Source organism: Leifsonia sp. 21MFCrub1.1, from assembly GCF_900107895.1.
Classification (GTDB): Bacteria; Actinomycetota; Actinomycetes; order Actinomycetales; family Microbacteriaceae; genus Leifsonia; species Leifsonia soli.
In genome coordinates this window covers 2843796-2870791 of sequence record NZ_LT629867.1, presented here as the reverse complement: position 1 = coordinate 2870791, position 26996 = coordinate 2843796, and the positions used below count along the sequence as shown (strand labels likewise).

Genomic DNA, 26996 nt, shown 5'->3' with positions numbered 1-26996 from the left:
GGGTAAGCGCTTTCCGCACCCCACCGAGCACCGCTACGAAGGAGTACACGTGTCGTCGATCGGCATCATCATGAACGGCGTCTCCGGGCGCATGGGATACCGCCAGCACCTGGTCCGGTCGATCCTCGCCATCCGGGATCAGGGCGGCGTCGAGCTGTCCGACGGACGCCGCGTCCAGGTCGTTCCCCTCCTGGTCGGCCGCAGCGAGGAGAAGCTGGCCGAGCTAGCGAAGCGGCACGATATCGCCGACTACACGACCGACCTCGACGCCGCCCTCGCCGACGACCGCTGGCAGATCTACGCCGACTTCCTCGTCACCAAAGCGCGCTCGGCGGCGATCCGCAGGGCCATCGCCGCGGGCAAGGCGATCTACACCGAGAAGCCCACCGCCGAGAGCTTCGAGGAGGCCCTCGAACTTGCGCGCCTCGCCGCCGACGCGGGCGTCAAGAACGGCGTCGTCCACGACAAGCTCTACCTGCCCGGGATGCGCAAGCTCAAGCGGCTGATCGACTCCGGCTTCTTCGGCCGCATCCTGTCCGTCCGCGGCGAGTTCGGCTACTGGGTGTTCGAGGGCGACTGGCAGGCGGCGCAGCGGCCGAGCTGGAACTACCGCGCGGAGGACGGCGGCGGCATCGTCGTCGACATGTTCCCGCACTGGAGCTACGTGCTCGAGAACCTCTTCGGCCGCGTCGAGTCGGTGTACGCGCAGGCGGTCACCGAGATCCCGCAGCGGGTGGACGAAGGCGGGCAGGCGTACGCGGCGACTGCGGATGACGCGGCCTACGCGGTCTTCCGGCTGGAGGGCGGCGTCACCGCCCAGCTCAACTCGAGCTGGACGACCCGTGTCAACCGCGACGAGCTGGTCGAGTTCCAGGTCGACGGCACCCTCGGAAGCGCGGTCGTCGGGCTCTTCGGCTGCAAGATCCAGCCCCGGAACGCGACGCCGAAGCCGGTGTGGAACCCGGACCTCGCGGACGAGCACGACTACGCATCCGACTGGATCGAGTCCCCGGCCAACGAGGTGTTCGAGAACGGCTTCAAGACGCAGTGGGAGGAGTTCCTGCGCCACGTGCTGGAGGACGGCCCCCACGGGTTCGACTTCCTCGCAGGCGCGCGCGGCGTGCAGCTGGCCGAGCTCGGCCTGCGGTCGTCGCGAGAGGGACGGCGGATCGAGCTCCCGGATGTGACGCTCGACACCACTCCGGCGCCGACCGCCTCCGACCTGGAGGCGGCGGCCCGATGACGGCGACCACCGCGACCGGCACCGGCACCGCCGTGACGCTGCTCGGCCTCGACGGCGTCACGTCCACCGCCGAGCTCCGCGATGCGCCGGCGTTCACGCGCCCGGCCGCACCGCTGCGGTCGCGGGTCGCCTACGCGGCGGCCCACGTCATCCCGAAGCCCTGGGCGGAGAACGTCCCTGGCGCCCCCGCCGACATCGACTGGGATGCCACGCTCGCGTTCCGCCGGCACGTGTACTCCTGGGGCCTCGGCGTGGCCGATGCGATGGACACGGCGCAGAGGAACATGGGGCTCGACGCGGCCGCGACGCGTGAACTGATCGCGCGCAGTGCGGCCGACGCCCGCGACGCCGGCGGATCGGTCGTCGCCGGTGTCAACACCGACCACGTCGACGATCCGGCGATTCCGCTGGACGCGGTGATCGACGCGTACACGGAGCAGCTGCACTTCACCGAGGACGCCGGGGCCGGGGTCGTGCTCATGGCGAGCCGCCACCTGGCCAGAGCGGCGGAGTCGCCGGCCGACTACGAGCGCGTCTACGGCCGGGTGCTCGCCGAGGCGTCGGCGCCGGTCGTGCTGCACTGGCTCGGGCCGGCATTCGACCCCGCGCTCGCCGGCTACTTCGGGTCCGGCGACGTCGCCGCGGCGAGCGAGACCGTGCTGCGCATCATCGAGGCGGCAGACGGCCGGGTCTCCGGCATCAAGATGAGCCTCCTCGACGCGGACGCGGAGCGCTCGCTGCGCGCGCGTCTGCCGGAGGGGGTCCGCATGTTCACCGGGGACGACTTCAACTACGTCGAGCTGATCGAGGACGACGGCTCCGCCCATTCGGACGCGCTGCTCGGCGCCTTCGCGGCGCTGGCTCCGGCGGCCTCCGCCGCGATCCAGGCGCTCGACAGGGACGACGCGGAGCAGTACCGGAGCATCCTCGAGCCCACGCAGGAGTTGTCGCGGCAGGTCTTCGCGGCGCCGACGTTCCACTACAAGACCGGCGTGGCCTTCCTCTCCTGGCTCAACGGCCACCAGCAGTCGTTCTCGGTGGTCGGCGGTCTGCACTCCGCCCGCAGCCTGCCCCACCTGTCGGAGATCGTGCGGCTCGCCGGGGACTGCGGCGCCCTGGAGCGGCCCGGCCTCGCCGCCGAGCGCTGGACGTCGCTGCTCCGCCTGAACGGGATCGACGCATGACCCCCGACCCGCGCCTGTCGATCAACCAGGCGACCATCAAGTACGCCTCGCTCGCCGACGCGCTCGGCGTGGTCGCCGCAGCCGAGGTAGAGGCGATCGGGCTGTGGCGAGAGCCCGTGGCCGAGGTGGGGCTGGATGCGGCGGTGCGGATGCTCGCCGACTCCGGTCTGCGCGTGTCGAGTCTGTGCCGGGGAGGCTTCTTCACCGCTCCGGAGGGCGCCCAGCGGCGAGCGGCCCTGGACGAGAACCGGCGCGCGATCGAGGAGACGGCAGCGCTCGCCGCGGCCGGCGCCCCCGGGTCCGCTGCTGTGCTGGTGCTGGTCGCCGGCGGCCTGCCGGACGGCTCCCGAGACCTCGTCGGCGCACGCCGCCGGGTGGCCGATGCGATCGCCGAGCTGGAACCGGACGCCCGCGCGGCCGGCGTCACGCTCGCGATCGAGGCGCTGCACCCGATGTACGCCGCCGACCGCGCCGTCGTGTCGACGCTCGGCCAGGCGCTCGACCTCGCCGAGCCCTTTCCGTCGGAGTCGGTCGGCGTGGTCGTGGACACCTTCCACCTGTGGTGGGACCCCGACCTGTCGGCGCAGATCGCCCGGGCCGGCCGCGGAGGCCGCATCGCGTCCTACCAGGTCTGCGACTGGGTGACGCCGCTGCCCGCGGACGTGCTGCTGGCCCGCGGGATGATGGGGGACGGCCACATCGACTTCGCGCCGATCAGCGCGGCCGTCGCCGAGGCCGGCTACACCGGCGACGTGGAGGTCGAGATCTTCAACGAGGCGATCTGGGCGGCAGACCCCGCGGCGGTCGTCGCCCGCACGGTGCAGGCCTTCGACCGCGCGGTCGGACTGCGGTCTGCCGGCCGGGCGTGAAGCGGCGGCCGATGCCGGGTCGCTGCCACCGCATCCATGCGAAGGTGGAGGCATGAGCGTCATCGTCGTCGCGCCCGACTCGTTCAAGGGGTCGGCGTCCGCCGCGGAGGTCGCCGCCGCGCTGGCCGGGGGCTGGGCCGCCGAGCGGCCGGGCGACCGCGTCGTCCGTGCGCCCATGGCGGACGGCGGAGAGGGCACCCTCGACGCGTTCGAGGCGGCGATCCCCGGCGCCGTCCGTCATCCTGTGCGCGTCCTCGGCCCGGACGACGCGGAGGTGGACGCCTCCTGGCTGATGCTCCCTGACGGCACGGCGGTCATCGAGCTCGCGGAGACCAGCGGGCTCGGCCGGATGCCGCGGCTGGCCCCGTCCGCCGCGCACACGGTGGGGTTCGGGCAGGCGATCGCGGACGCGCTGGACGCGGGGGCGCGTTCGCTGCTCCTCGCGATCGGCGGCAGCGCGTCCACCGACGGAGGGGCCGGAGCGCTGACGGCGCTCGGCGCGCGGTTCCTGGACGCCGACGGTCGCGACATCCCGCGCGGCAATCTCGGGCTGGCCTCCGTGGTCCGTGCCGATCTCGGCGGGCTGGCCGCGCTGCCGCCGGGCGGGGCGCGGATCCTCGGCGATGTCACCAGTCCGCTGCTCGGGCCGCTGGGTGCAGCCGCCGTGTTCGGACCGCAGAAGGGCGCGACCGAGCGGGATGTGCCGGTGCTGGAGGAGGGCCTTCGTCGCCTCGCCGAGGCCCTGCGTACGGCCGGCGCCGAGACGGATCCCGCCGAGCCCGGCGCGGGTGCAGCGGGAGGGACCGGCTTCGGCCTGCTGGTGTGGGGCGCGCGGATGGCGCCGGGCGCGGCAGCGGTCGGCGACGCCCTGGGGCTGCCGTCGACGATCGCCGAGGCGGATGCGGTCATCACGGGGGAGGGGCGCTTCGACAGCCAGTCCGCGTCGGGGAAGGTGCCGACGTACGTCGCGGGGCTCGCGCACACGGCGGGCGCGTCCGTCCTGCTCGCCGCCGGCAGCATCCAGGCGCCGACCACGGGCTTCGCCGACGCCGTCGCGCTGGCAGACCTCGCCGGCTCGGCCGACGCCGCCATCGCCGACCCGGACCGCTGGGCCCGCGCCGCCGGCGCCGCCCTCGCCCGCCGCTTCCGCCCCTGACCCCTCCCCACCGTCGAGTACGCAAAAACTGCACGCCACACGCCGTGCGAGCGTGCAATTTTTGCGTACTCGACGGAGGGGCGGAGGGGGCGGAGGGGCGGAGGGGGTCAGCGGGGCGCGGTGAGGGCGGCGCTGGCCTCCTCGACGATGGCGCGCGTCGCCGCCTCGGCGGCGGCCGCGTCGCCGCGGCGGACCGCAGCAGCGACGTCCTCGTGCAACCGGATCGCCTCGGGGTTCGCGGTGTCGGGCATCAGCGCATGCACGGTTCGCCCGTTCAACGCCTCGGCGACGGCGGCGCTGAGCGCCGCGAACACCGGGTTGCCGGACGCCTCCAGCAGCACCCGGTGGAAGTCGCGGTCGTGCGCCAGGTACTCCTCGCGGTCCGCGGACCGCTGGGTCGCCGCCATGCCGACGATCGCGGCGGTCAGCTCTCCGCACTGGGCGGGGGTGGCCCGGGCGCTGGCCAGTCGCGCGGCCACCGGTTCGACGGCGAGGCGCAGCTCGCCCAGCTCCGCGAGCGCGGTCAGGCGGTCGGGGCCGGCGAGCCGCCAGCTGAGGATGCGCGGATCGAGCGCCTGCCAGGAGGACGCGGGGAGGACGACCGTCCCCCGACGGCGCCTGGCCTGCACGAGCCCCAGCGACTCGAGCACACGGATGCACTCGCGCAGCACGGTCCGGGAGAGGCCGAGTCCCTCCGGCGTCAGGACCGTTCCGACCGGGATGTCGCCCGCGACGATCCTGGCCCCGAGGGAGGCGATGGCCTGCTCGTGCTGGGAGGCGTGCGCTGCCGGGGTCACGCTCCATTATCGGCGCATCCGAGAGATCGGGTCAAAGCGGTTCGCAATGCTGATAAATCGGTCATTATCCACACCGATTAGACACAAATCAGGTTTATTCCTAGAGTGTTCGTGCCCATCCGGAATCACGACCGAGGACGTTCATGACCCCCACCCTGTTCGCGCACGCGGCGCCCGCGGCACTCGCCGTCGCCGCGGCGGCCCCCGCCCCCGCGCCCCACCCCAGCGCACCCGAGGGACAGCTCATCGTCGCCGCGCTGGCCGGCATCGCCGTCATCGTGGTGCTGATCACCTGGCTCAAGCTGCACCCGTTCCTCTCGCTCCTGCTCGGCTCGCTCGTCGCGGGACTGGCGGCGGGCCTGGCCGCGGATGCGGCGATCGGCAGCTTCATCACCGGCTTCGGCAACACCATGGGCAGCGTCGGCGTGCTCATCGGCCTCGGCGCGATGTACGGCAAGCTCCTCGCCGATTCCGGCGGCGCCGACCGCATCGTCGACACGCTGGTCTCGCGCACCAGCGCCCGTCTCCTGCCGTGGACGATGGGAGCCGTCGGCGCCATCATCGGCCTCCCGATGTTCTTCGAGGTCGGCCTCGTGCTGCTGATGCCGGTGATCATCCTGGTCACCCGGCGCTCGGGACTCCCGCTGATGCGCATCGCCCTCCCCACCATCGCGGGCCTCTCCGCCATGCACGGCCTGGTGCCCCCGCATCCCGGACCGCTGGTCGCGATCGGCGCGCTCGGCGCCAACCTCGGTCTGACGCTGGCCTTCGGCGTGATCGTCGCCATCCCGACGATCGCGGTCGCCGGCCCGCTGTTCAGCCGGCTGGCCGCGCGATGGGTGCCGGTCGGGGTCCCCGACCTGTTCGTCCCGGAGGAGGGAGATGGGCCGGTTCGTCGTCGGCCGTCGTTCGGCGCTGCGCTGATCAGCATCCTGCTGCCCGTCATCCTGATGCTCGGCAAGGCCGTCGCCGACATCGCCGCGCCCGATGCGGCGCCCGTCTGGAAGGTCGTCCTGGACTTCCTGGGCACGCCCGTCATCGCGCTCACCATCGCGGTGCTCGCGGGTCTTCTGCTGCTCGGCCTCGGCGGCGGGATGAACCGTGCGGCCATGCAGACCAGCCTCGCCGCCTCGCTTCCGCCGATCGCGGGCATCCTGCTCATCGTCGGCGCCGGCGGCGGGTTCAAGCAGGTGCTCGTCGACACCGGCATCGGCCAGGTCATCGCGGGATGGGCGACCGGCGCGAGCGGGATCGTCGTCCTGCTGCTCGCCTGGACCGTCGCCGCGCTGATCCGCATCGCGACCGGCTCGGCGACGGTCGCGACCGTCACCGCCGCCGGCATCCTGCTCCCGCTCACCGAGCACCTGTCGACCCCGATGGTGTCGCTGATGGTGCTGGCGATCGGCGCGGGCTCGGTGTTCCTGTCGCACGTCAACGACGCCGGATTCTGGCTGGTGAAGGAGTACCTGGGCCTCAGCATCCCGCAGACGCTGAAGAGCTGGACCGTGCTGGAGTGCCTGGTCTCGCTCGTCGGGCTGGCCGGTGTCCTGATCCTGAGCCTGTTCGTCGGCGGCCTCGGGTGACGCCGGTGCGTGCGGTCGTCGTCATGGGCGTCGCCGGATGCGGCAAGTCGACCGTCGCCGAACTCCTCGCCGAGCGCCTCGGCTGGGAGCTGCTGGAGGGCGACGGCCTGCATCCCGCGACGAACGTCGAGCGGATGAGCGCGGGCATCCCGCTCACCGACGACGACCGCGCGCCCTGGCTGGCCGCGATCGCCGAGTGGATGCGCGAGCGGCTCGACGCCGGACGTCCCGTCGTCGTCGCATGCTCCGCGCTGGCGCGGCGGTACCGCGACGTGCTGCGCCGGGACGACGTGCTGTTCCTGCACCTGAGCGGCACCCCGGAGCTCCTCGCGGAGCGCCTCTCGTCGCGCGAGCACCATTTCATGAAGTCGGGGATGCTGCAGAGTCAGCTCGCGACGCTCGAGCCGCCTGCCGGCGACGAACGCCACCTCACGCTCGACATCGCGGAGCCGCCGCTCATCCTCGTCGCCCGAGCCGCGTCCGCCCTCTGACCCACGCCGACAGCTCCTGAGTTTTTCGCCCCACCGACCGGCGTGTCGGGCGAAAAACTCAGGAGCTGTCGGCGTGGGGGCTAAGCGCGGGCGGCGGCGTACTGGGCGCGGATGACGGGACGCGTGTCGACGGGGAGCGCGGCGGAGGTCTCCACAGTCCAGGACGGACGGGTTCCGGTCAGCGCCCAGGCGGCCTGGACGGCGCCGCCGTCAGCGACGTACTCGCCGGGGGCCGGCACCTCGACCGGGGCGTCGAAGACCTGCGCGGCCACCTGCGTGACGGCCGGATTCTGCGCCGCACCGCCGATCAGCAGGATGCGGCGCTCGCGCACGCCGGCCGCGCGGACGGCGTCGAGTCCGTCGGCCAGCCCGCACAGCATCCCCTCGATCGCGGCCCGCGCGAGGTTCGCCGGCGTGGTCGAGGCGAGCGTGAGTCCGTGGATGCTGGCCTTCGCGTCCGGGAGGTTGGGGGTGCGCTCGCCCTCGAAGTACGGCACCAGCACGACGCCGCCCGATCCCGGCTCCGCCGAGAGGGCGAGGGCGGACAGCCCGTCGTGGTCGACCGACAGCAGTCCGGCGATGGAGCCGAGCACGCGCGCGGCGTTGAGGGTCGCGATCAGGGGGAGGGACAGGCCGGAGGCGTCCGCGAAGCCCGCGACGGTTCCCGAGGCGTCCGCGATGGGCGCGTCGGTCACGGCGAAGACCGTGCCGGAGGTGCCGATCGAGACGACGACGTCGCCGTCCGCGGCGCCGAGGCCGAGGGCGGCGCCCGCGTTGTCGCCGGCGCCCGGTCCGACGAGCACGCCGGACGGCGTGCGGCCGGCCGACTCCGACGGGCCGAGGACGCGGGGCAGGATCACGGCGTCGCCGCCCGCTCGCGAGCCCGCCTCACGGCCGGAACGCCCGAGCGCACGCGCGAACAGGTCGAAGTCGTACGCGCCGGAGGCCGCGCCCCAGTAGGCGGTGCCGCTCGCGTCGGAGCGGTCCGTCGTGAGCGCCTCGAGGTCGGGCCCGAGCTCGCTCTCGCCCTCCGGTCCGTAGCCGCGGAGGCGCCAGGTGAGCCAGTCGTGGGGGAGCGCGACGGCGGCGACGCGTGCGGCGTTGCCGGGCTCCGCATCCCGCAGCCAGCGCAGCTTGGTCGCGGTGAAGGATGCGACGGGCACCACGCCGACACGGGCCGCGTACTCCTCGGCCCCGACCTCGTCGATCAGATCGCGGGCGGCCTGCGCGGAACGGGTGTCGTTCCAGAGCAGGGCGTCGCGGATGACCCGGCCCTGCGCATCCAGCACCACCATGCCGTGCTGCTGCCCGGCCACGGAGATCGCGGCGACGTCGTCGAGCCCGCCGGCGGCCGCGATGGCCTCCTGCAGCGCGCTCCACCAGGCCGCCGGATCGACCTCGGTTCCGTCGGGATGCGCGGCGCGGCCCGACCGGACCAGCTCGCCGGTCCCGAGGTCGCGCACGACCACCTTGCAGCTCTGCGTCGAGGAGTCGACGCCGGCGACGAGAGTCACGGCTGTCCTTTCAGAAGAGATCCCACCCGCCGTCGAGTCCGCGAACTTTGCACGTTTTCGGAGCGAGAACGTGCAAAAAGTGCGGACTCGACGGCGGGCGGGAGAGGGCGGGGAAGGGGATCAGCGCGCGCCGAGCAGGTGCTCGAGGGCGAGCTGCTGCAGGCGGACGAAGCCGAAGCCCTTTCCGCCGAAGTACGCCGAGGGGTCGAAGTCCTCGTACGCGCTGCGGTCGGCGAGCAGGTCGTCGTACGACTCGCCCTCGCCGAGCGTCGGATGCGTCAGCTCGATGACGCGGGACGCCTCCAGCTGCTCCTGCACCTCGGGGTCGGCGCGGAACGCCTGCGCCCGCTCCTTGAGGAGCAGGTAGGTGCGCATGTTGGCCGCGGCCGACTCCCAGACACCGGTGATGTCCTCGGTGCGGGACGGCTTGTAGTCGAAGTGGCGCGGGCCGTCGTAGGCCGGTCCGCCGTTCGGGCCGCCGTTCTCGAGCAGGTCGACGAGCGCGAAGGCGTTCTGCAGGTCGCCGTGACCGAAGACGAGGTCCTGGTCGTACTTGATGCCGCGCTGGCCGTTGAGGTCGATGTGGTAGAGCTTGCCGTGGTACAGCGCCTGGGCGATCCCCGCGGCGAAGTTCAGGCCCGCCATCTGCTCGTGGCCGACCTCGGGGTTGAGGCCGACGAGCTCCGGGCGCTCCAGCGACTCGATGAAGGCGAGGGCGTGACCGAGGGTCGGCAGCAGGATGTCGCCGCGCGGCTCGTTCGGCTTCGGCTCGATGGCGAAGCGGATGTCGTAGCCCTTGTCGGTGACGTAGTCGCCGAGCAGGTTGACGGCCTCGCGGTAGCGCTCGAGGGCGGCGCGGATGTCCTTGGCCGAGTCGTACTCGGCGCCCTCGCGGCCGCCCCACATCACGAACGTCTTGGCGCCGAGCTCGGCGGCCAGGTCGAGGTTGCGCAGCACCTTGCGGAGAGCGAAGCGGCGGACGGCGCGGTCGTTGGAGGTGAAGCCGCCGTCCTTGAAGACGGGGGCGCTGAACAGGTTGGTGGTCACCATCGGCACGATGATGCCGGTGTCGGCGAGGGCCTGCTTCAGCCGGTCGATCTGCTTCTGGCGCTCGGCGTCGGTCGAGCCGAACGCGAACAGGTCGTCGTCGTGGAAGGTGAGGCCGTAGGCGCCGAGCTCGTCGAGCTTGTGCACCGCCTCCACCACGTCGAGCTGCGGGCGGGTCGGGCCGCCGAACGGGTCGGTGCCGTTGTAGCCGATGGTCCACAGTCCGAACGAGAACTTGTCGGCACGGGTGGGGGTGAGGCTCATGATGTTCCTTCAGCGTCGTCGGTGATTTGTTGTTTCAATAAACTTATACAGCACTGCGGCGACGAGCGCGAGTCCGCCAGGCGAACCCGCAGCCCGTCACGCGCCGGTCAGCGCGCGTCCGTGAAGACGGCACCCACGGTAGCCGTCTCGACGTCCGCCGTCACCAGGCGGGCGTCCGCGGGGGTGACCTCGTGCACCGGGCCGGTGATCGTCACGTCCGCCGTCGTCTCGCGGAGGTCGCACGACGGGCCGACCCAGAGCTCCACGGCGCCGGGCTCGACGATGCGTGTCAGCGAGCGGTCCGAGAAGGCGAGGCGGGTCGTCGGCACGGCGAACCGCACGACGGCCTCCTCGCCCGGCTGCAGCTCCACCCGCCGGTAGCCGAGCAGCTGCGCCACCGGCCGCGTGACGCTCGCCTGCACATCCCGGGCATACAGCTGCACCAGGTCCGTACCGGCGCGCTCGCCCGTGTTGCGGATGCGGACGGTCGCGGTGAACGTCCCTCCGGCGGCCACCTCTCCGTCGGCCACCAGGTCGCTGCGCTCGAACGTCGTGTACGAGAGTCCGTGACCGAACGGGAGCACCGGCGTGCTGTCGGCGCTCGTGATCTCGGTGGGGCCGCCCAGGACCGGGTGGAGGTACGAGTACGGCTGCGCGCCCGCCGAGCGGGGGAGCGAGACCGGGAGGTGGCCGGACGGCGAGATCCGCCCGGAGAGCACGGCGGCCAGGGCGCGGCCGCCCTCTTCGCCGGGGAAGAACGCCTGCAGCACGGCCGCGGGAGCCGTGACGCCCTCCACGGCCCAGGAGATCGCGTAGGGACGGCCGGAGAGCACGACGAGCACCACCGGGGTCCCGGTCGCGACGACCCGCTCGACCAGCTCGCGCTGGATGCCGGGGAGCTCCAGGCTCTCCACATCGTTGCCCTCGCCGACGGTCCCGCGGCCGAACAGCCCGGCGCGGTCGCCGACCACGACGACCGCGACGTCGGCCGCGCTCGCCGCGGCGACGGCGGCGGGGATGCCGGAGCGGTCGTCGCCCTCCACGTCGCAGCCGCGCTCGTACGCGACGGAGGTGGACGGGAACTCCGCCCGCACCGCGTCCAGAACGGAGGGCAGCTCGAACCCGAGCGGAACCTCGGGGTGGTGGGCGAGCACGTGGTTCGCGAACGAATAGCAGCCCATCAGCGCTTCGGGGGCGTCGGAGTTCGGGCCGAGCACCGCGATGCTCGCCGGGGCCGACGCGAGCGGCAGCGTGCCGTCGTTGGTCAGCAGCACGAGCGACTCCTCGGCCAGCCGCAGCGCAACATCCCGATGGGCGGGTGTGTCCAGGTCGATGGATGCGGGCGGCGCGTCGAAGGTCTCGTCCAGCAGACCCAGGTCCTCCTTCTGCGCGAGCACGCGCAGCACGGCCCGGTCGACCAGGGCCTCGTCGACCTCTCCCGAGCGGATGCGCGAGACCAGCGGCTCCAGGAACGCGTCGCCGGTCGGCAGCTCGACATCGATGCCGGCCGCGAGCGCGATCGCCGCGGCCTCGCCGAGATCGGAGGCGACCCCGTGCATGGTGTGTAGGAAGGCGACGGAGAAGTAGTCGGAGACCACGGTCCCGTCGAAGCCCCACTCGTCCCGGAGCACTCCGGTGAGGTACTCGGCGCTCGCCGCGACGGGGACGCCGTCGATCTCGGCGTACGAGTTCATGACCGACCGCACCCCGCCATCCCGCAGCGCCATCTCGAACGGGGGCAGCAGGGTGTCGCGCACCTCGCGGGGTCCCGCGTGCACCGGCGCGTGGTTGCGCCCGGCCTGCGAGGCGGAGTAGCCGACGAAGTGCTTCAGCGTCGCGTGGACGCCGGCGCCCTGCAGACCGCGGACGTAGGCGGTGCCGAGGGTCCCGACGACGTACGGGTCCTCGGCGATGCACTCGTCGACGCGGCCCCAGCGCGGGTCGCGGATGACATCCAGCACCGGAGCGAGCCCCTGGTGGATGCCCAGCTCGCGCATCGACATCCCGATCAGGCCGGCCATCTCCTCCACCAGCTCCGGGTCGAACGACGCCCCCCACGCCAGCGGCGTCGGGAACGTGGCCGCCTTCCAGGCCGCCAGACCCGTGAGGCACTCCTCGTGCACCAGCGCGGGGATGCCCAGGCGGGTCTCCTCCTTCAGCCGGCGCTGCTCCGCCCACAGCCAGGCCGCGCGCTCGACCGGATCGACCGGCCGCGTGCCGTAGACGCGGGTGAGCTGTCCGAGTCCGTGCACGGTGGCGTCCGCGTACGCACCCGGGTTGCCCATCTCGCCGGCCATCGGCGCCACGAGCTCGTCGCCCTTGTCGACCCAGAAGCCGACCAGCTGGGCGAGCTTCTCCTCCAGCGTCATGGAGGCGAGGAGGGTGCTCACGCGCTCGGAGGGCGCAGTCGAGCGCGGGAGGGATTCGGTCATGTCGATCTCACACTTCTTGACGGGCGGGCGTCAGCCCTTGACGGCGCCGGTCAGGCCGCCGACGATGCGGCGCTCGAACAGGCTGAAGAAGATCAGCGCCGGGATCATGGACAGCGACGTGAACGCCAGCACCTTGGCGGTGTCGACGGAGTACTGCGACGAGAACGCCTGCACTCCGAGGGGCAGCGTGAACGTCGCTTCGTTGTTGAGGAGGAAGAGGGGCAGCAGGTAGCTGTTCCAGCTCGCGATGAAGGCCAGGATGCCGACGGTGATGACCCCCGGCAGCGACAGGCGCAGCACCATCCGCCAGAAGAAGCCCAGTCGGCTGCAGCCGTCGATGAAGGCCGCCTCCTGGATCTCGTCCGGGATGGCGCGGAGGAACGGCACCAGGATGATGATCGTCGTCGGAAGGGCGAAGGCGATCTGCGGGAGGATGACGCCGCCGAGCGAGTTCATCAGGCCGAGATTGCGGACCACGATGTACAGCGGCGTGATCGCCACCGTGATCGGGAACATCAGGCCGGCGGCGAACAGCGCGTAGAGGGCGCCGCGGCCGCGGAACCGGTAGCGGGCGAGCACGTAGCTCGCCATCAGGCCGAGGATGATCACGCCGACCGTCGTCACGACGGCGACGATGGTCGAGTTGAGCACCTCCTGCCAGAAGACCCCGCCGGTGAGCACGCCGATGTAGTTCGCGGCGTTCCACGGGTTGGGGAATCCGGCCGGGTCGACCGTGATCTGCGAGTTCGTGCGGAACCCGCCGATGACGATGTAGGCGATCGGCGCCAGCATCAGCGCGATGACGACGAGGGCGACGAAGTAGACGGTCGGGGAGCCCCAGGGCAGCCCCTTGGCCTTCTTGCGGTCCGGCGCCTCCAGGACGCCCGGGGCGTCCGGGGCGTCGGGGATGACGGTGAAGGCGCTCATCGCTTCTTCCTTCCGGTGCGCCTGTCACCCGTGAGCGCGCCCTCGGTGTCGCGCCGCAGCACGAACCGCTGGTAGAAGAGGGCGACGATCAGGGAGATCAGGAAGATGACGACGGCGACGGCGTTTCCGTAGCCGAAGTTGCCGGCGTTGCGGCCGTTGGCGACCATGTAGGTCGCCATGGTCGACGTGCCGGCGGTCGAGGCGACGTACTGGCCCCAGATGATGTAGACGAGGTCGAACAGCTGGAGCGCTCCGATGATGGAGAGGAACGCCCAGATGCGCAGCGTCGGGCCGAGGAGGGGCAGGGAGATCCGTCGCTGGATCTGCCAGTACGACGCACCGTCGAGGGCGGCGGCCTCGTACAGCTCCTCGGGGATGCCCTGCAGGCCGGCCAGGAAGAGGATGACGGCGAAGCCGACGTACTTCCAGGTCAGGATGGCCAGCAGCGTCCAGATCGCCAGGCTCGGGTTCGACAGCCAGTCCTGCGCGAGGAAGCCGAGCCCGATGTTCTTCAGGAGCCCGTTGAGGGCGCCGTTGGTGGAGAGCATGAGGCTCCACCCGGTGCCGACGACGACCTCTGCGATGACGTACGGCACGAAGATCAGGACGCGGATCAGCGACTGTCCGCGCATCTTGCGGTTGAGCAGCAGCGCCAGCAGGATCGCCGCGGGACCCTGGAGCACCAGGGACCCGATCACGATGAGCCCGTTGTGCATGAGGGCCTGCTGGAACGCGGAGTCCTGGAGGATGGTGATGTAGTTCTGCAGGCCGACGAAGTCGGTGGCCGGCCCGTATCCCTGCCAGCGGAAGAAGCCGTAGTAGGCGGCGATCGCGACGGGGAAGATCACGAACGCCAGGAAGACGATGGCTGCGGGCCCGGCCAGCAGCGCGATCTCCAGGCGCATGGCCCAGCCGCTGCCCCTGCGGCGGCGCGGCTGCGGCGGGGACGACGCGGCTGCGCCGCCCCCGCCGTGCTGCGCGAGACCCGCTGTCGGCGTGACGCCGGGGGACGTGTTCTCGCGGATGTTCGTCACGAGGACCGTCCTCAGCCCTTCTTGGCGGCGTCGTTGGCCGCCTGGATGAGCTGCTTCGGGTCGCTCTTGCCCGCCAGCATGTCGACGACCGCCACGTTGAGCGCGTTGCCGACGTTCTGTCCGAGGACGGTGTCGAGCCACTGCGAGACGTACGGGGCCGCGTTGTAGGCCTTCAGCACATCCTTCAGGTACGGCTCGGTGACGACCTTCTGCGCCTCCGAGTTGACCGGCGGGGCGTTGAAGGCCTTGTAGTAGGCCTCCTGCTGCTCCGTCGACGCGACGAAATTGAGGAAGTCGGCGCACTCCTTCGGAGCCTTGACCGAGCACGAGTAGCCGTCGACGCCGCCCATGATCGAGCCGGGCTCGCCCTTACCGCCCGGAACCTCCGGGAAGGGGTAGAAGCCGAGGTCGGGGAGGGGCTTCTGGTCGGGGGTCAGGGACGCGATCACGCCCGGGTCCCACGCGCCCATCAGCTCCATCGCGGCCTTGTGATTGGCCACGAGGCCGGCCGAGCTGCCCGCGCCCTGCTGTGCGGAGGTCGTCAGGAAGCCGTCGTTGAACGGCTTGGTCTTGGCGAACGCGTCGAGGTCCTCCGCGGCCTTGAGCCAGCACGGGTCGTTGAACGACTTCGAGTCGGCGCTCTTCTCCATGGTCGACCCTGCGCACTCGCGCAGTGCGAACCAGTAGAACCAGTGCGCCGCCGGCCAGGCGTCCTTGGCGCCGAGGGCGATCGGGGCGACCCCGGTGGCCTTCAGCTTCGTGACGTCGGCGTTGAGGTCGTCGATCGTCTTGGGTGCCTCGGTGATGCCTGCTGCCGTGAACAGGTCCTGGCTGTAGAAGAGCCCGCCCGGCAGGACGGCGATGGGCATGGCCCACACCTTGTCCTGGTAGGTCTCGGCCTTGAACGAGCCTTCGGAGATGTTCTTCTTGGTCTCGGACGACACCTTGCCGGTGATGTCCATCAGCTGACCCGCGTTGACCATCGCCGCCATCTTGCCGCCGCCGCGCTGCAGGAAGATGTCGGGTGCGTCGCCGCTGTTGAGCGCGGTCTGCAGTTTTCCGTCGAGGTCCTCGTTCTGGATGGACTGGACCTTGATGGTGACCTTCGGGTTCGCCTTCTCGAATGCTGCGACGGCATTCTTCCAGAACGCCTGGCCGGGGCCGGTGGTGGAGTTCTGCCAGAGGGTCATGGAGACCTTGCCGTCGCTGGAGCTGTCGGAGCCGCCGCTGCACCCGGTGAGGGCGAGCGCGCCGGCCATCACGACGGCGGCCCCGGTGAGGAGCTTGGTGCCTTTCATGTGATTCCAACCTGTTCTCTTCGTTGAGGTGGGGACGACGGAAGTGTCGCAAGCGACGGGGGTGGTGTCAAACGTTTTCGAAAACCTTTTCTACGCTATGCTCTGACGCCATGGGACGGCGTCCGACGATCAGCGATGTGGCTGCTGCTGCCGGCGTCTCGGTCGCCACCGTGTCGAAGGCCGTGAACGGCCGGTACGGCGTGGCGACCTCGACGGTGGAGCGCGTGCTGCAGGTGGTGCAGGAGCTCGGCTACGAGTCGAGCCTGGTCGCCAGCAGCATGCGGTCGCGCCGCACCGGCGTGATCGGCGTGCTCGTCGCCGACTTCGAGCCGTTCTCCGCCGAGATCCTCAAAGGCGTCGGGACGGCCCTCCACGACTCCCGCTACGACCTGCTCGCGTACAGCGGATCGCGCCAGCCGTCGAGCGAGGGGTGGGAGCGGCGCTCTCTCAGCCGGCTCAGCGGCACGCTCATCGACGGCGTCATCATGGTCACGCCGACCGTCGTGAACGCGAACGTCGACGTCCCGATGGTGGCCATCGACCCGCACGCCGGCCGCGCCGACCTGCCGACCGTCGAATCGGACAGCTTCGGCGGCGCGCGCAACGCGACCGCGTTCCTGATCGGGCTGGGCCACCGCCGCATCGCCTTCGTGGCCGGACGTCCGGACCTCCGCTCGTCGAGCCTCCGCGACGCGGGATACCGCCGCGCGCTGGGCGAGGCGGGCATCCCCTTCGATCCGTCGCTGGTGGCAGTGGGCCGCTACGAGCACGACACCGTTCGCGAGGTGACCCTGCCGCTGCTGCGCAGGGCGGACCGGCCGACCGCGGTGTTCGCCGCGAACGACATCTCGGCGATCGCGGTCATCGAAGTCGCCGCCGAGCTCGGCCTCGACGTCCCGCGCGACCTCTCGGTGGTCGGCTTCGACGACATCCCCGAGGCGTCGCAGTTCAGCCCGCCGCTGACGACCGTGCGCCAGCCCATGCAGGGCCTGGGCGCGACGGCCGCCGACCTGCTGATCCGGCTGATGAACGGCGAGACGCCGGAGCGCATCCACGTGCGGCTCCCCACCCGCCTGGTCCGCCGAGCGACGACCGCCGCGCCCCCCTCCTGACCCTCCGTCCCTGCCGCGCCGCGGTCAGCGGAAGCGGGGGGCCAGCCACGCGGCCTGCGTGCGCCAGTGCGCGCCGCCTCCGCCCTCGTGGTCGTTGAACGGGTAGACCTCGATGGCGCGGTCGGCCGCCGCGAGGTGGTTGTACGCGGCGAAGGTGGTCGACGGCGGCACGATCGTGTCCATCAGCGCCACCGAGAACAACGACGGCGCGTGGATGCGGCGGGCGAAGTTGACCCCGTCGAAGTACGACAGGGTGCTGAACACGTCGGCCACCTCGTCGCGGTGCACAGACAGATAGGTCGCGAGCTCGATGAACGGTCCGCCGGCCGCGACCTCCGCGCCCCGGCGGAACGCGCAGAGGAACGCGACATCCGGCATCACCGCGGTGACGCCGCCCGCCAGCGCCCCGGCCGCGAGGGCGATCCCGCCGCCCTGGCTGCCGCCCGTCACGGCGATCCGGTCGGCGTCGACGAACGGCAGCGACCGGGCGGCATCGATGGCGCGCACCGCGTCGGTGAACACGCGCCGGTAGTAGTACGTCTCCGGCGAGTGGATGCCGCGGGTCATCACACCGGGAGTGGCCGGCCCCGAACCGTGCGGGTCGGGTGTGTCTCCGCCGCTGCCCCATCCGCTGCCCTGTCCGCGCGTGTCGACGAACACGTGCACGTACCCGGCCAGCGCCCACGCCACGTTCTCGCCGGGCAGCCCCCGCCCTCCTCCGTAGCCCTGGTACTGCGCGACCGCGGGCAGCGGCCCGTCGCCGTGGAGCGGTCGCGACACCCAGGCGCGCACGGGCTCCCCGCCGAAGCCCGGGAAGACCAGGTCGTCGATCCGCAGCTGCGTCACGGGCGAGTCGGCGGGCGTCAGCTCGGGGACGCCGCCCGCGGCGCGGGCCTCGGCGATCGTGCGCTCCCAGAAGGCGTCGAAGTCGGCGGGTTCCTCGACCTGCGGACGGAAGGCGAGCAGTTCGGAGTGGGTCAGGTCGGTGAGCGGCATCGGTCTCGCTTTCTGAACGGTTTTCGCAACGTGCGGCGGGAGGCTGGGCGTCATTGTGGCACAGCCCGCGGCCGAGCGTCGCAGCGGCCCGGTGTGCGACAGTCTGTGCGACAGTCTGTGCGACAGTCTGTGCGACAGTGGCTCCATGCCCGGTCAGACCCGCCCGACCCTGGAGGCCATCGCCCGTGAGGCGTCCGTGTCGCTGTCGACCGTGTCGAAGGTGCTCAACGGCCGCCCCGGCGTCTCCGCAGGCACCCGCCGCCGCGTCGAGGAGCTGCTGCACGACTCCGGTTACGCCCGCCGCGGTGTGGATGCCGAGCGCGGCGAGGCCGTCGAGCTGGTCATCGAGAACCTGGCGAGCGAGTGGTCCGTCGAGGTCATCCGCGGCGTGGAGCGCGTCACCCGAGAGAACGGCCTGGCGATGACCCTCTCCACCATCGGCGACTACCACGCCGTCGGAGACGAGCTGATCACCGGGGTGCTCCGCCGCAAGCCGATCGCCATCGTCCTGCAGTTCTCGAACCTGACGGCCGATCACCGGCGTCAGCTGCGCACCCGCAACATCCCCTTCGTCGTGGTCGACCCGGCGGGCGACCCTCCGCCGGACGTCCCGGCCATCGGCGCGACCAACTGGGCGGGAGGGGTCGCCGCGACCCGTCATCTGCTCGCGCTCGGCCACCGGCGCATCGCCGCCATCGCCGGTCCCGCCGACCTGATGTGCTCGCGCGCCCGCGTCGCCGGGTACCAGTCGGCGCTGCAGGAGGCGGGGCTCCCTGTGCCGTCGGAGATCGGCGGGGGCGGGTTCTCGCGTGCCGACGGCGAGCGGGAGGGCCGGCGGCTGCTCGCGTCGCCGGACCGGCCGACCGCGATCGTCTGCGGCAACGACATGCAGGCGCTCGGGGTCTACGACGCCGCTTTCGCGCTCGGACTGGATGTGCCGGGGGACGTGTCGGTCGTCGGCTTCGACGATGCGCCGTCCGCCGCGTGGGCGCGTCCGCCGTTGACGACCGTCCGGCAGCCGCTGCAGGAGATGGCGGAGGAGGCGACGCGGCTCGCGCTCCGCCTGAGGGCGGGTGAGGGCGAGAACAGCCGGCTGGAGCTCGCGACCGCCCTGGTCGAGCGCGCGTCGACGGCGCCGCCCGCGGACTGACGAAAGTTTTCCAACACTGGCGAGAAACTTGCTCCGCCCGGTGCGCCGAACTACCGTCGCACGGGTACCGCCAGACGAAGGGCCGACGATGACCGACGACAGACCGCAGCTCCGGGTCGCCATGATCGGGTACGGGTTCATGGGCGCAGCGCACTCGCAGGGGTGGCGCACCGCCCCGCGCTTCTTCGACCTCCCCGCCGAGCCGGTCATGTCCGTGATCGTCGGCCGGGATGCCGTCCGCGTCGAGGACGCCCGGCGCCGGTTCGGCTGGCAGCGGGCCGAGACGGACTGGCGCGCGGTGATCGACGACCCGGACATCGACGTCGTCGACATCTGCACGCCGGGCGACAGCCACGCGGAGATCGCGATCGCGGCCCTCGACGCCGGCAAGCACGTCCTGTGCGAGAAGCCGCTCGCCAACACCGTCGCCGAGGCCGAGGCGATGACCGCCGCCGCGGAGCGCGCCGCCGCCCGCGGCATCCGCTCGATGGTCGGCTTCAGCTACCGCCGCGTCCCCGCCATCGGTTTCGCCCGCCGGCTCGTGCAGGAGGGGCGCCTCGGCGCGATCCGCCAGGTGCGGGCCCTGTACCTGCAGGACTGGCTCCGCGACGAGGACGGCCCGATGACGTGGCGGCTCGACAAGACGCTCGCCGGCTCCGGCTCGCTCGGCGACATCGGGGCGCACGCCGTCGACCTCGTCGAGCACCTGACCGGCTCGCAGCTCGGCGCCGTCTCCGGCACGCTGACCACCTTCGTCGAGGAGCGCCCGCTGCTCGGCGAGGGCGTCGGTCTGTCGGGCACCGCATCCACCGAGCGCGGGACGGTCACCGTCGACGACGCCGCCTGGTTCACCGCCCGTCTCGCGGGCGGCGAGGCCGACGGCGCCATCGGCGCGTTCGAGGCGACGCGGTACGCGACCGGACGCAAGAACGCCCTGCGCATCGAGCTCAGCGGCTCCCGCGGCGCGATCGCGTTCGACCTCGAGGAGATGAACGAGCTCCAGTTCTACGACGCGACGGCCCCCGCCGGGGAGCAGGGGTTCACGCGGATCATCGTGACAGAGCCCGAGCATCCCTACATGGCCAACTGGTGGCCGACCGGACACGCCATCGGGTACGAGCACGCCTTCAGCCACGAGGTCGTCGACCTGGTCACGGCCATCGCGTCCGGAACCGACCCCGAGCCGTCGTTCGCCGACGGCCTCCACATCCAGCGCGTCCTGGACGCCGTCGAGCGCAGCGCCGCCGACGGCAGCGCCTGGACCCGGATCCCCTGACCAACGCCGACAACTCCTGAGTTTTTCGCCCGACACGCCGTGCTCGGGGCCGAAAAACTCAGGAGCAGGCGGCGACACCGGAAGGAAGCATGAGCAAGCAGGCACTGATCGTCCGCGGAGGATGGGATGGGCACATGCCCGTCGAGACCACGGAGCTGTTCCTCCCGTTCCTCCGCGAGAACGGCTTCGACACCCGGGTGGAGGAGGGCACGTCCGTCTACGCGGACGACGCCGTCATGGACACCGTCGACCTCGTCGTGCAGGTCAACACCATGAACACCATCGAGGACGCCGAGTTCCGCGGCCTCCAGCGCGCGATCCTCAACGGGACGGGGATGGCCGGCTGGCACGGCGGCATCGCCGACTCGTATCGCAACAACGCCGACTACCTGCACATGATCGGCGGGCAGTTCGCCCATCACGCGGGCAAGGACCCGGCCGAGCGGACCGGCGAGCAGTCGGACAACTACATCCCCTACACGGTGCACATCACCGAGTACGGCCGCACGCACCCCATCACGCAGGGCATCGAGGACTTCGACCTCGTCACCGAGCAGTACTGGGTGCTCAGCGACGAGTACAACGACGTCCTCGCCACCACGACGCAGAGCGTGCGCCCGTGGGACGCGTGGAACCGCCCGGTCACCGCGCCGGCCATCTGGACCCGGCAGTGGGGCGCCGGCCGCATCTTCGTCTCGGCGCCCGGCCACCGGCTGGAGATCGTGGAGAGCCAGCCCGTCCGCACCATCATCGAGAGGGGGATGCTGTGGGCGTCCCGTTGAATGTCGGCGTCGTCGGGGTCGGCGTCATCAGCCGCCAGTACTTCGAGCACTTCCCCCAGCTGCCGAACCTGCGCCTGACCGCCGTCGCAGACCTCGATGTCGCACGCGCCTCCGCCGTCGCCGCGGAGCAGGGCGTGCTCGGGCTCTCGGTCGACGAGCTGCTCGCGCATCCCGAGGTGGATGCGGTGCTCAACCTGACCATTCCGCAGGCCCACGCGGAGATCGCCCTGCGCGCTCTCGCCGCGGGGAAGCACGTCTACGGCGAGAAGCCGCTCGCCCTCTCGACCGCCGAGGCGGCGCCGGTGCTCGAACGGGCGGTTGCGCTGGGCCTGCGGATCGGCAGCGCGCCGGACACCGTGCTGGGGACCGGCATCCAGACCGCGCTCGCCCTGCTCGACGACGGACGGATCGGCGATCCGGTCGCCGCGGCCGTCGCGTGGAGCGCGCCGGGACACGAGCTCTGGCATCCCGCTCCCGCGTTCTACTACCAGCCGGGCGGCGGTCCGCTGTTCGACATGGGACCGTACTACCTGACCAGCCTGGTCAGCTTCTTCGGCCCGGTCGTGCGGGTGTCCGGCGCCACCGGACGCTCGACGCGCGAGCGCACGGTCGCGACCGGCCCGCTCGCCGGTTCGACCATCCCGGTGGATGTGGACACGCACGTCACCGCCGTCCTCGAGCACGCCTCCGGCGTCATCTCGACCGTGACCGTCTCCTTCGAGGTGTGGGCGACGCGCGCCCCGAAGTTCGAGGTCTACGGGACGGCCGGGACGATCGCCGTCCCCGACCCGAACATGTTCTCGGACCCGGTCGCCGTCGCGACCGCCGACGACCGCGAGTTCCGCGAGGTGCCGGTCGCCGCCGGCTACGCGGACGCCGGCCGCGGGTACGGCCTCGCCGACATGGCCAGGGCGATCGAGACGGGTCGCCCGCACCGGGCATCCGGCGAGCTCGCCTTCCACGTGCTGGAGATCATGGAGTCGGTGATCCGGGCGGGAGCGACGCACACGGTGGTGGAGCTCTCGTCCCGCGTCGAGCGCCCCGCTCCGGTGCCGCTCGGCGCGCGCCCCGAGAGCTGGTGAGCGAGCCGACCGGGTGAGCGGCGTCGCGCACGCCGCGCGTTATGGTCATTCCATGTCCGCATCCGAGCTGAGCACCGTCCGCCCGTCCTCGGGCGGCGCCACGGACGCGCTGCGCCGCAGCAACCTGGCGACCGTGCTCGGCCTGGTGCACCGCGACGGCGCCCTGTCGCGCAGCGACCTGACGCGCCTGACCGGGCTGAACCGCTCGACCGTCGGCGACCTGGTGGCCGAGCTGGCCGCCCTCGACCTGGTCGAGGTGGACGAGACGCCAGGAGGCGGGAGGGCCGGCCGGCCCAGCCCGGTCGTCCGGGTCTCGGGCAGCGTCGCCGCCGTCGCCGTGAACCCCGAGGTGGATGCGGTCATCGTCGGTCTCGTCGGCCTCGGCGGCCGGGTGCTCAAGCGCGTCCGCATCGAGACCGCGTCCGCGCGGTCGGCCGCGGAGACCGTCACGCTCGCCTCCGCCGGGATCGCCGGGATGCTGGCGGGGGAGTCGGGCATCCGCATCGCCGGGATCGGCGTCGCCGTCCCGGGCCAGGTGCGGCTGTCGGACGGCATGGTCCGGGAGGCGACGCACTTCGGCTGGGTGGACGAACCGCTCGCCGGGATGCTGTCCGCCGCGACCGGCCACCGGGTGTGGGCGGCGAACGCGGCCGTCCTGGGCCTGCGCGCGGAGAGCGCGTTCGGGGCCGGTCGCGGCATCGACGACCTCGTGTACATGATCGGCGGGGCGTCCGGCATCGGCGGAGGGGCCGTCGGCGGTGGCCGCCTGCTGACGGGCGCCGCCGGATACGCGGGGGAGTTCGGGCACACGTTCGTCCGGTCGGACGGCCGCTCCTGCTCGTGCGGCTCCCGCGGATGCCTGGAGGCCGAGGTGACGCAGGCGGAGCTGCTGGCGTCGGTGGGTCTCGCGTCGGCGGAGGCGGCATCCCTCGCCGATCGTCTGGTGGCCACGGAGGACCCAGTCGCGCTCGCCGTCATCGAACGGGATTACGCGTCGCTGTCGATCGCGGCCCGCAACGCCGTCAACGTCTTCAATCCCTCCCTGCTCGTCCTGGGCGGCTTCCTCGCCGCCCTCTACCGGGGCGCCCGTGCCCACGGCGCCCCCGACCTCCTCGACGACGTCGTGCACTCGGCGAGGGAGGGCGTCACGGTGGTCGAGGCGGAGCTGGGCACGGACCAGCTGCTCATCGGCGCGGCCGAGCTGGTGCTGGCGGATCTGATCGCGGACCCGGCGCGGGCGCTGGCCGCCGCGTAGCCCGAAACACCGCCCCGATCCAAGCATTCCCGGCAATCTGGGCCCGTATGTTGTTGCCGAGAACTAACCGGTCTGCCCTGTTTTCGCGCGGTTGAGAATCGAAACGTGAACTTGCTTTCCGAGCAGTCCGTCGCTTATGTTGTGTTCACCAACAAAATGCATCGGAGTGGCTGCGAGGCCTGCAGACGCGCGTCCACTCCACTACAAGGAGGTAACAGATGCGCAAGAGGCACCTCGCAATCGGCGCCGTTCTGGCCGCCGGCGCCCTGCTGCTCGCCGGCTGCTCCGGGACGTCCGGCTCGTCGTCCGACAGCACCGACGGGAAGGGCAAGACGCTCACCCTGTGGCACTTCGAGAGCGAAGACTCCGCCATGGGCAAGGCCTGGAACGAGGCCATCAAGGAGTTCGAGTCGGAGACCGGCGCCAAGGTCAAGTTCGAGGCGAAGGCCTTCGAGCAGATCCGCTCCACCGCGTCCCAGGTCCTGAACTCGGACCAGGCCCCCGACATCCTCGAGTACAACAAGGGCAACGCCACCGCCGGCCTCCTCGCCAGCCAGGGTCTGCTCAGCAACCTCGACGACGCCGTCAAGAAGTACGGCTGGGACAAGAAGCTCGCGCCGAGCCTGCAGACCACCGCTCGCTACGACGACAAGGGCATCATGGGCTCCGGCTCCTGGTACGGCGTCCCGAACTACGGCGAGTACGTCGAGGTCTACTACAACAAGGACATGTTCGCGAAGTACGGCATCGAGGTCCCGAAGACCCAGGACGAGTTCGTCGCCGCGCTGCAGAAGTTCAAGGACAACGGCGTCACCCCGCTCGCCGAGTCGGCCGCGGAGTACCCGCTCGGTCAGCTCTGGTACCAGCTCGCGCTGACCAAGGCCGACCGCTCCTTCGTCGACGACTACCAGCTCTACAAGGGCAAGGTGAACTGGCAGGGCAGCGAGCTCTCCTACGCCACCAAGACCGTCGACGACTGGGTGCAGAAGGGCTACATCTCCAAGGACGCCTCCGGCCTCAAGGCCGAGGACGCCGGCACGTCGTTCATCTCGGGCAAGTACCCGATCTTCTTCTCGGGCAGCTGGTGGTACGGCCGCTTCCAGACGGAGATCAAGGACTACCAGTGGGGCACGTTCCTCTTCCCCGGCACCAAGCTCTCGCCCGGATCCGCTGGCAACATGTGGGTGATCCCGGAGAAGGCGAAGAACAAGGGCCTCGCCGAGAAGTTCATCGACATCACGATGACGCCGAAGATCCAGGCGCTGATCGGCAACAACGGCGGTGTCCCCGTCGCCGCCAAGACGAGCGACATCACCGACGAGAAGTCGAAGGAGCTCATCGCGAACTTCAACACCCTCACCGGTGAGGACGGCATCGCGTACTACCCCGACTGGCCGACGCCGACGTTCTACGACCAGCTCAACGCCGGTCTGCAGGAGCTCATCAACGGCACGAAGGATCCGTCCGCGGTCAACAAGGAGCTCGGCTCCGAGTACCAGGACGGCGTCGACCAGATCGTCAACCAATAACACCCCCTCTCGCCCCCGCCGTCGAGTCCGCAGAGATTGCACGCGGAACACCGCTCCAGCGTGCAAAGTTCGCGGACTCGACGGTGGGGAGGGAACGCAAAGGAGAGAACGCATGGTCGACGTGACGGTGCGCGCGCCCGAGGGGCGCACGCAGAGAGCGCGCGGCGAATCCCTGGTGCCCGGCCACGGACACGGCCGGTTCTGGTGGTACCTGCTCCCGGGATTCGTCCTGCTGACGGTGATCGTCCTCGTGCCGCTGGTCTGGAACATCTACCTCAGCTTCACGAGCTACCGCGGCATCCGCCCGCCCAAGTTCATCGGACTGAACAACTGGGTCCGGCTGATGGGCGACGACAAGTTCTGGACGTCGTTCGGCAACTCCATCGCCATGATCGTCGCGATGGTCGTCATCCCGACCCTCGTCGGCCTCATCCTCGCCGCGATGCTGTTCGACCTGGTCGGCAAGAAGTTCGGCGGCAAGCTCGCCAGCTTCCTGCGGGCCACCTACTACCTCCCGCAGATCCTTCCGGTCGTCATCGCCGCGATCGTGATCGGCTGGATCCTCCGCCCGGACAACGGCGCGCTCAACACCATGCTGCAGGCCGTCGGCCTCGGCCAGTTCTCGCACAACTGGCTCGGCAGCCCGGACACGGCCCTCGCGTCGATCATGGCGGTGATGGTCTGGGTGCAGATCGGCTACCCGGTCGTCATCTTCATGGCCGCGCTGCAGCGCGTCGACCCCGAACTGTACGAGGCGGCGGAGCTCGACGGTGCGAACTGGTTCCAGCGGTTCCGCTCGATCACCGTGTCCATCATCCGGCCCGAGATCTTCGTCGTGACGCTGACCTGCACGATCGCGGCCCTCAAGGTCTTCGGCCCGGTCTACACCCTGACCCGCGGAGGCCCCGGCACCGCGACCATGGTGCCCAGCTACTACTCGTACAGCGAGTTCTTCCAGAGCCAGCAGGTGGGATACGGCGCAACGATCGCGACCGCGCTGACCGTGGTCATCATCGCCGTCTCCGTCCTCTTCATGCTCGCCCAGAACCGCGCGGAGCGCAGGGAGAACCAGATCTGATGTCGACCACCATCGAACGCCCCCGCACGGATGCGGCCCCCGCTGCTCCCCGGAAGCTGAAGCGCCAGAAGCCGCGCAAGACCGTGACCGACTGGGTCATCCTGGTCGTCGCGATCCTCATCGGGATCGGCATCGCGTTCCCGTTCCTGCTGATCCTGATCAACTCGTTCAAGAGCCCGGCCGACTACAACTCGGGCGGTCCGCTTCAGCTGCCGACGTCGTTCTACACCGACGGCATCGTGAACTTCTGGAACCGCGTCAACTTCCCCGAGAAGCTGTGGAACTCGATCTTCATCTCCGGGATGGTCGCCCTGCTCTCCGTCGTGCTGTCCGTGCTGAACGCGTACGCCCTCGGCATCGGCCGGGTGAAGGCCCGCACCTGGATCATCGTGCTCTTCCTGCTGGCCAACATGCTGCCGCAGGAGGCGCTGCTCTACCCGCTGTACTTCATGTTCAAGCAGGTCGGCCTGTACGACAATCCGTGGGCGGTCATCATCATCTTCACGGTGATCCAGAGCGCATTCGGCACGTACCTGCTGTCGAGCGTCTACGGCACCTTCCCGAAGGAGGTGCTGGAGGCCGCATCCCTCGACGGCGCCGGCCGCTGGCGCATCCTCTGGCGGGTCGTCGTCCCGATCTCGCGGCCCACGCTGAGCGTCCTGCTCATCTTCTTCTTCATCTGGACGTGGAACGAGTTCCTGATCCCGCTGACCTTCCTGGTGTCGAACGACAACCAGACGGTCCCGGTGGCGATCAGCGCCTTGCAGGGCGACCGGCTCATGGATGTGACGACCACGTCCGCCTCGGCGCTGCTCGGCCTCATCCCCACCCTCGTCTTCTTCCTCATCTTCCAGCGCACCCTGACCCGCGGCATCACCGCCGGCGCGGTCAAGTAAC

At 71.0% G+C, this 26996-nt stretch carries 23 protein-coding genes; 15 read left to right on the top strand and 8 right to left on the bottom strand.

The annotated features are described in order from the left end of the window. The first annotated feature begins 49 nt into the window (after nt 1-49). Genes BLW09_RS13620 through BLW09_RS13605 form a run of 4 tightly spaced genes read left to right on the top strand, consistent with a single transcriptional unit; the run spans nt 50 to nt 4452 of the window. Nucleotides 50-1243 (top strand): Gfo/Idh/MocA family protein, encoded by a 1194-nt coding sequence (locus tag BLW09_RS13620; protein WP_089913710.1) that lies wholly within the window; start codon nt 50-52, stop codon nt 1241-1243. Beyond that, nucleotides 1240-2427, top strand: a complete 1188-nt coding sequence (locus tag BLW09_RS13615) for a DUF993 family protein (protein WP_089913708.1) — start codon at nt 1240-1242, stop codon at nt 2425-2427. Before BLW09_RS13620 ends, BLW09_RS13615 begins: the two co-directional genes overlap by 4 nt. Further along, the gene (locus BLW09_RS13610; RefSeq protein ID WP_089913705.1) at nt 2424-3296 is read left to right on the top strand and encodes a sugar phosphate isomerase/epimerase family protein; all 873 of its coding nucleotides are present in this window, start codon (nt 2424-2426) and stop codon (nt 3294-3296) included. Before BLW09_RS13615 ends, BLW09_RS13610 begins: the two co-directional genes overlap by 4 nt. A 52-nt stretch (nt 3297-3348) precedes the next feature. Continuing rightward, nucleotides 3349-4452 carry a glycerate kinase gene (locus BLW09_RS13605; protein WP_089913702.1) on the top strand — a complete coding sequence of 368 codons (1104 nt, stop codon included), beginning with the start codon at nt 3349-3351 and terminating at the stop codon, nt 4450-4452. Between the two features lie 107 nt (nt 4453-4559). Here BLW09_RS13605 and BLW09_RS13600 read toward each other — a convergent pair whose 3' ends face one another. Next, entirely contained in the window at nt 4560-5249 is a 690-nt protein-coding gene (locus BLW09_RS13600; RefSeq protein WP_089913699.1) for a FadR/GntR family transcriptional regulator, read from the bottom strand. 143 nt (nt 5250-5392) lie between these two features. On the opposite strand from BLW09_RS13600, the gene BLW09_RS13595 reads away from it, so the two are divergent. Together BLW09_RS13595 and BLW09_RS13590 are read left to right on the top strand one after the other, a co-directional pair. Beyond that, nucleotides 5393-6832: a GntP family permease gene (locus BLW09_RS13595; protein ID WP_089913696.1), complete on the top strand. Its 1440-nt coding sequence runs from the start codon at nt 5393-5395 to the stop codon at nt 6830-6832. After that, nucleotides 6829-7323, top strand: a complete 495-nt coding sequence (locus tag BLW09_RS13590) for a gluconokinase (RefSeq protein ID WP_089913694.1) — start codon at nt 6829-6831, stop codon at nt 7321-7323. Before BLW09_RS13595 ends, BLW09_RS13590 begins: the two co-directional genes overlap by 4 nt. Nucleotides 7324-7403: 80 nt before the next feature. On the opposite strand, the gene BLW09_RS13585 is transcribed toward BLW09_RS13590, so the two are convergent. The 6 genes from BLW09_RS13585 to BLW09_RS13560 all read right to left on the bottom strand — a co-directional run bounded on the left by BLW09_RS13585 (nt 7404) and on the right by BLW09_RS13560 (nt 15839). Continuing rightward, nucleotides 7404-8837: a xylulokinase gene (locus BLW09_RS13585; RefSeq protein ID WP_089913691.1), complete on the bottom strand. Its 1434-nt coding sequence runs from the start codon at nt 8835-8837 to the stop codon at nt 7404-7406. 120 nt (nt 8838-8957) lie between these two features. After that, nucleotides 8958-10148, bottom strand: coding sequence for a xylose isomerase (gene xylA, locus BLW09_RS13580; protein WP_089913688.1), 1191 nt, complete (start codon nt 10146-10148; stop codon nt 8958-8960). Nucleotides 10149-10255: 107 nt separating this feature from the next. Continuing rightward, nucleotides 10256-12580 carry a beta-glucosidase family protein gene (locus BLW09_RS13575; RefSeq protein WP_089913685.1) on the bottom strand — a complete coding sequence of 775 codons (2325 nt, stop codon included), beginning with the start codon at nt 12578-12580 and terminating at the stop codon, nt 10256-10258. Nucleotides 12581-12610: 30 nt separating this feature from the next. After that, entirely contained in the window at nt 12611-13507 is an 897-nt protein-coding gene (locus BLW09_RS13570; protein WP_089913681.1) for a carbohydrate ABC transporter permease, read from the bottom strand. Continuing rightward, the gene (locus BLW09_RS13565) at nt 13504-14541 is read right to left on the bottom strand and encodes a carbohydrate ABC transporter permease (protein WP_089913678.1); all 1038 of its coding nucleotides are present in this window, start codon (nt 14539-14541) and stop codon (nt 13504-13506) included. Before BLW09_RS13565 ends, BLW09_RS13570 begins: the two co-directional genes overlap by 4 nt. 11 nt (nt 14542-14552) lie before the next feature. Next, entirely contained in the window at nt 14553-15839 is a 1287-nt protein-coding gene (locus BLW09_RS13560; RefSeq protein ID WP_089913674.1) for an ABC transporter substrate-binding protein, read from the bottom strand. A gap of 110 nt (nt 15840-15949) precedes the next feature. Here BLW09_RS13560 and BLW09_RS13555 point away from each other — a divergent pair, with 110 nt between their 5' ends. Continuing rightward, nucleotides 15950-16951: a LacI family DNA-binding transcriptional regulator gene (locus BLW09_RS13555; RefSeq protein ID WP_089913671.1), complete on the top strand. Its 1002-nt coding sequence runs from the start codon at nt 15950-15952 to the stop codon at nt 16949-16951. Nucleotides 16952-16975: 24 nt separating this feature from the next. On the opposite strand, the gene BLW09_RS13550 is transcribed toward BLW09_RS13555, so the two are convergent. After that, the gene (locus BLW09_RS13550; RefSeq protein ID WP_089913668.1) at nt 16976-17947 is read right to left on the bottom strand and encodes an acetylxylan esterase; all 972 of its coding nucleotides are present in this window, start codon (nt 17945-17947) and stop codon (nt 16976-16978) included. Nucleotides 17948-18092: 145 nt separating this feature from the next. On the opposite strand from BLW09_RS13550, the gene BLW09_RS13545 reads away from it, so the two are divergent. From BLW09_RS13545 to BLW09_RS13510, 8 genes are all read left to right on the top strand, one after another. Continuing rightward, a complete protein-coding gene (locus BLW09_RS13545; protein WP_089913666.1) occupies nt 18093-19097 on the top strand; it encodes a LacI family DNA-binding transcriptional regulator in 1005 nt (334 codons plus the stop codon). Between the two features lie 88 nt (nt 19098-19185). Then, nucleotides 19186-20373 (top strand): Gfo/Idh/MocA family protein, encoded by a 1188-nt coding sequence (locus tag BLW09_RS13540; RefSeq protein WP_089913663.1) that lies wholly within the window; start codon nt 19186-19188, stop codon nt 20371-20373. 89 nt (nt 20374-20462) lie between these two features. Then, nucleotides 20463-21155, top strand: coding sequence for a ThuA domain-containing protein (locus BLW09_RS13535; protein ID WP_089913660.1), 693 nt, complete (start codon nt 20463-20465; stop codon nt 21153-21155). After that, on the top strand, nt 21140-22237 hold the full coding sequence (locus BLW09_RS13530; RefSeq protein WP_089913657.1) for a Gfo/Idh/MocA family protein: 1098 nt from the start codon (nt 21140-21142) through the stop codon (nt 22235-22237). The genes BLW09_RS13535 and BLW09_RS13530 overlap by 16 nt, the downstream gene beginning before the upstream one ends. Nucleotides 22238-22289: 52 nt before the next feature. Further along, nucleotides 22290-23492, top strand: coding sequence for an ROK family transcriptional regulator (locus BLW09_RS13525; protein ID WP_089913655.1), 1203 nt, complete (start codon nt 22290-22292; stop codon nt 23490-23492). Nucleotides 23493-23710: 218 nt separating this feature from the next. Then, nucleotides 23711-25021 carry an ABC transporter substrate-binding protein gene (locus BLW09_RS13520; RefSeq protein ID WP_089913653.1) on the top strand — a complete coding sequence of 437 codons (1311 nt, stop codon included), beginning with the start codon at nt 23711-23713 and terminating at the stop codon, nt 25019-25021. 112 nt (nt 25022-25133) lie between these two features. Continuing rightward, nucleotides 25134-26099: a carbohydrate ABC transporter permease gene (locus BLW09_RS13515; RefSeq protein ID WP_089913649.1), complete on the top strand. Its 966-nt coding sequence runs from the start codon at nt 25134-25136 to the stop codon at nt 26097-26099. Continuing rightward, the gene (locus BLW09_RS13510; protein WP_089913646.1) at nt 26099-26995 is read left to right on the top strand and encodes a carbohydrate ABC transporter permease; all 897 of its coding nucleotides are present in this window, start codon (nt 26099-26101) and stop codon (nt 26993-26995) included. Before BLW09_RS13515 ends, BLW09_RS13510 begins: the two co-directional genes overlap by 1 nt. Nucleotide 26996 lies beyond the last annotated feature (1 nt).

What these genes read in the sequence shown, in the direction of transcription:
- BLW09_RS13555 (WP_089913671.1), top strand. Translation starts at nt 15,950, where the DNA reads ATGGGACGGCGTCCGACGATCAGCGATGTGGCTGCTGCTGCCGGCGTC.
- BLW09_RS13525 (WP_089913655.1), top strand. Translation starts at nt 22,290, where the DNA reads ATGTCCGCATCCGAGCTGAGCACCGTCCGCCCGTCCTCGGGCGGCGCC.
- BLW09_RS13605 (WP_089913702.1), top strand. Translation starts at nt 3,349, where the DNA reads ATGAGCGTCATCGTCGTCGCGCCCGACTCGTTCAAGGGGTCGGCGTCC.
- BLW09_RS13515 (WP_089913649.1), top strand. Translation starts at nt 25,134, where the DNA reads ATGGTCGACGTGACGGTGCGCGCGCCCGAGGGGCGCACGCAGAGAGCG.
- BLW09_RS13570 (WP_089913681.1), bottom strand. Translation starts at nt 13,507, where the DNA reads ATGAGCGCCTTCACCGTCATCCCCGACGCCCCGGACGCCCCGGGCGTC.
- BLW09_RS13610 (WP_089913705.1), top strand. Translation starts at nt 2,424, where the DNA reads ATGACCCCCGACCCGCGCCTGTCGATCAACCAGGCGACCATCAAGTAC.
- xylA (WP_089913688.1), bottom strand. Translation starts at nt 10,148, where the DNA reads ATGAGCCTCACCCCCACCCGTGCCGACAAGTTCTCGTTCGGACTGTGG.
- BLW09_RS13540 (WP_089913663.1), top strand. Translation starts at nt 19,186, where the DNA reads ATGACCGACGACAGACCGCAGCTCCGGGTCGCCATGATCGGGTACGGG.
- BLW09_RS13510 (WP_089913646.1), top strand. Translation starts at nt 26,099, where the DNA reads ATGTCGACCACCATCGAACGCCCCCGCACGGATGCGGCCCCCGCTGCT.
- BLW09_RS13595 (WP_089913696.1), top strand. Translation starts at nt 5,393, where the DNA reads ATGACCCCCACCCTGTTCGCGCACGCGGCGCCCGCGGCACTCGCCGTC.
- BLW09_RS13575 (WP_089913685.1), bottom strand. Translation starts at nt 12,580, where the DNA reads ATGACCGAATCCCTCCCGCGCTCGACTGCGCCCTCCGAGCGCGTGAGC.
- BLW09_RS13615 (WP_089913708.1), top strand. Translation starts at nt 1,240, where the DNA reads ATGACGGCGACCACCGCGACCGGCACCGGCACCGCCGTGACGCTGCTC.
- BLW09_RS13560 (WP_089913674.1), bottom strand. Translation starts at nt 15,839, where the DNA reads ATGAAAGGCACCAAGCTCCTCACCGGGGCCGCCGTCGTGATGGCCGGC.
- BLW09_RS13520 (WP_089913653.1), top strand. Translation starts at nt 23,711, where the DNA reads ATGCGCAAGAGGCACCTCGCAATCGGCGCCGTTCTGGCCGCCGGCGCC.
- BLW09_RS13535 (WP_089913660.1), top strand. Translation starts at nt 20,463, where the DNA reads ATGAGCAAGCAGGCACTGATCGTCCGCGGAGGATGGGATGGGCACATG.
- BLW09_RS13550 (WP_089913668.1), bottom strand. Translation starts at nt 17,947, where the DNA reads ATGCCGCTCACCGACCTGACCCACTCCGAACTGCTCGCCTTCCGTCCG.
- BLW09_RS13545 (WP_089913666.1), top strand. Translation starts at nt 18,093, where the DNA reads ATGCCCGGTCAGACCCGCCCGACCCTGGAGGCCATCGCCCGTGAGGCG.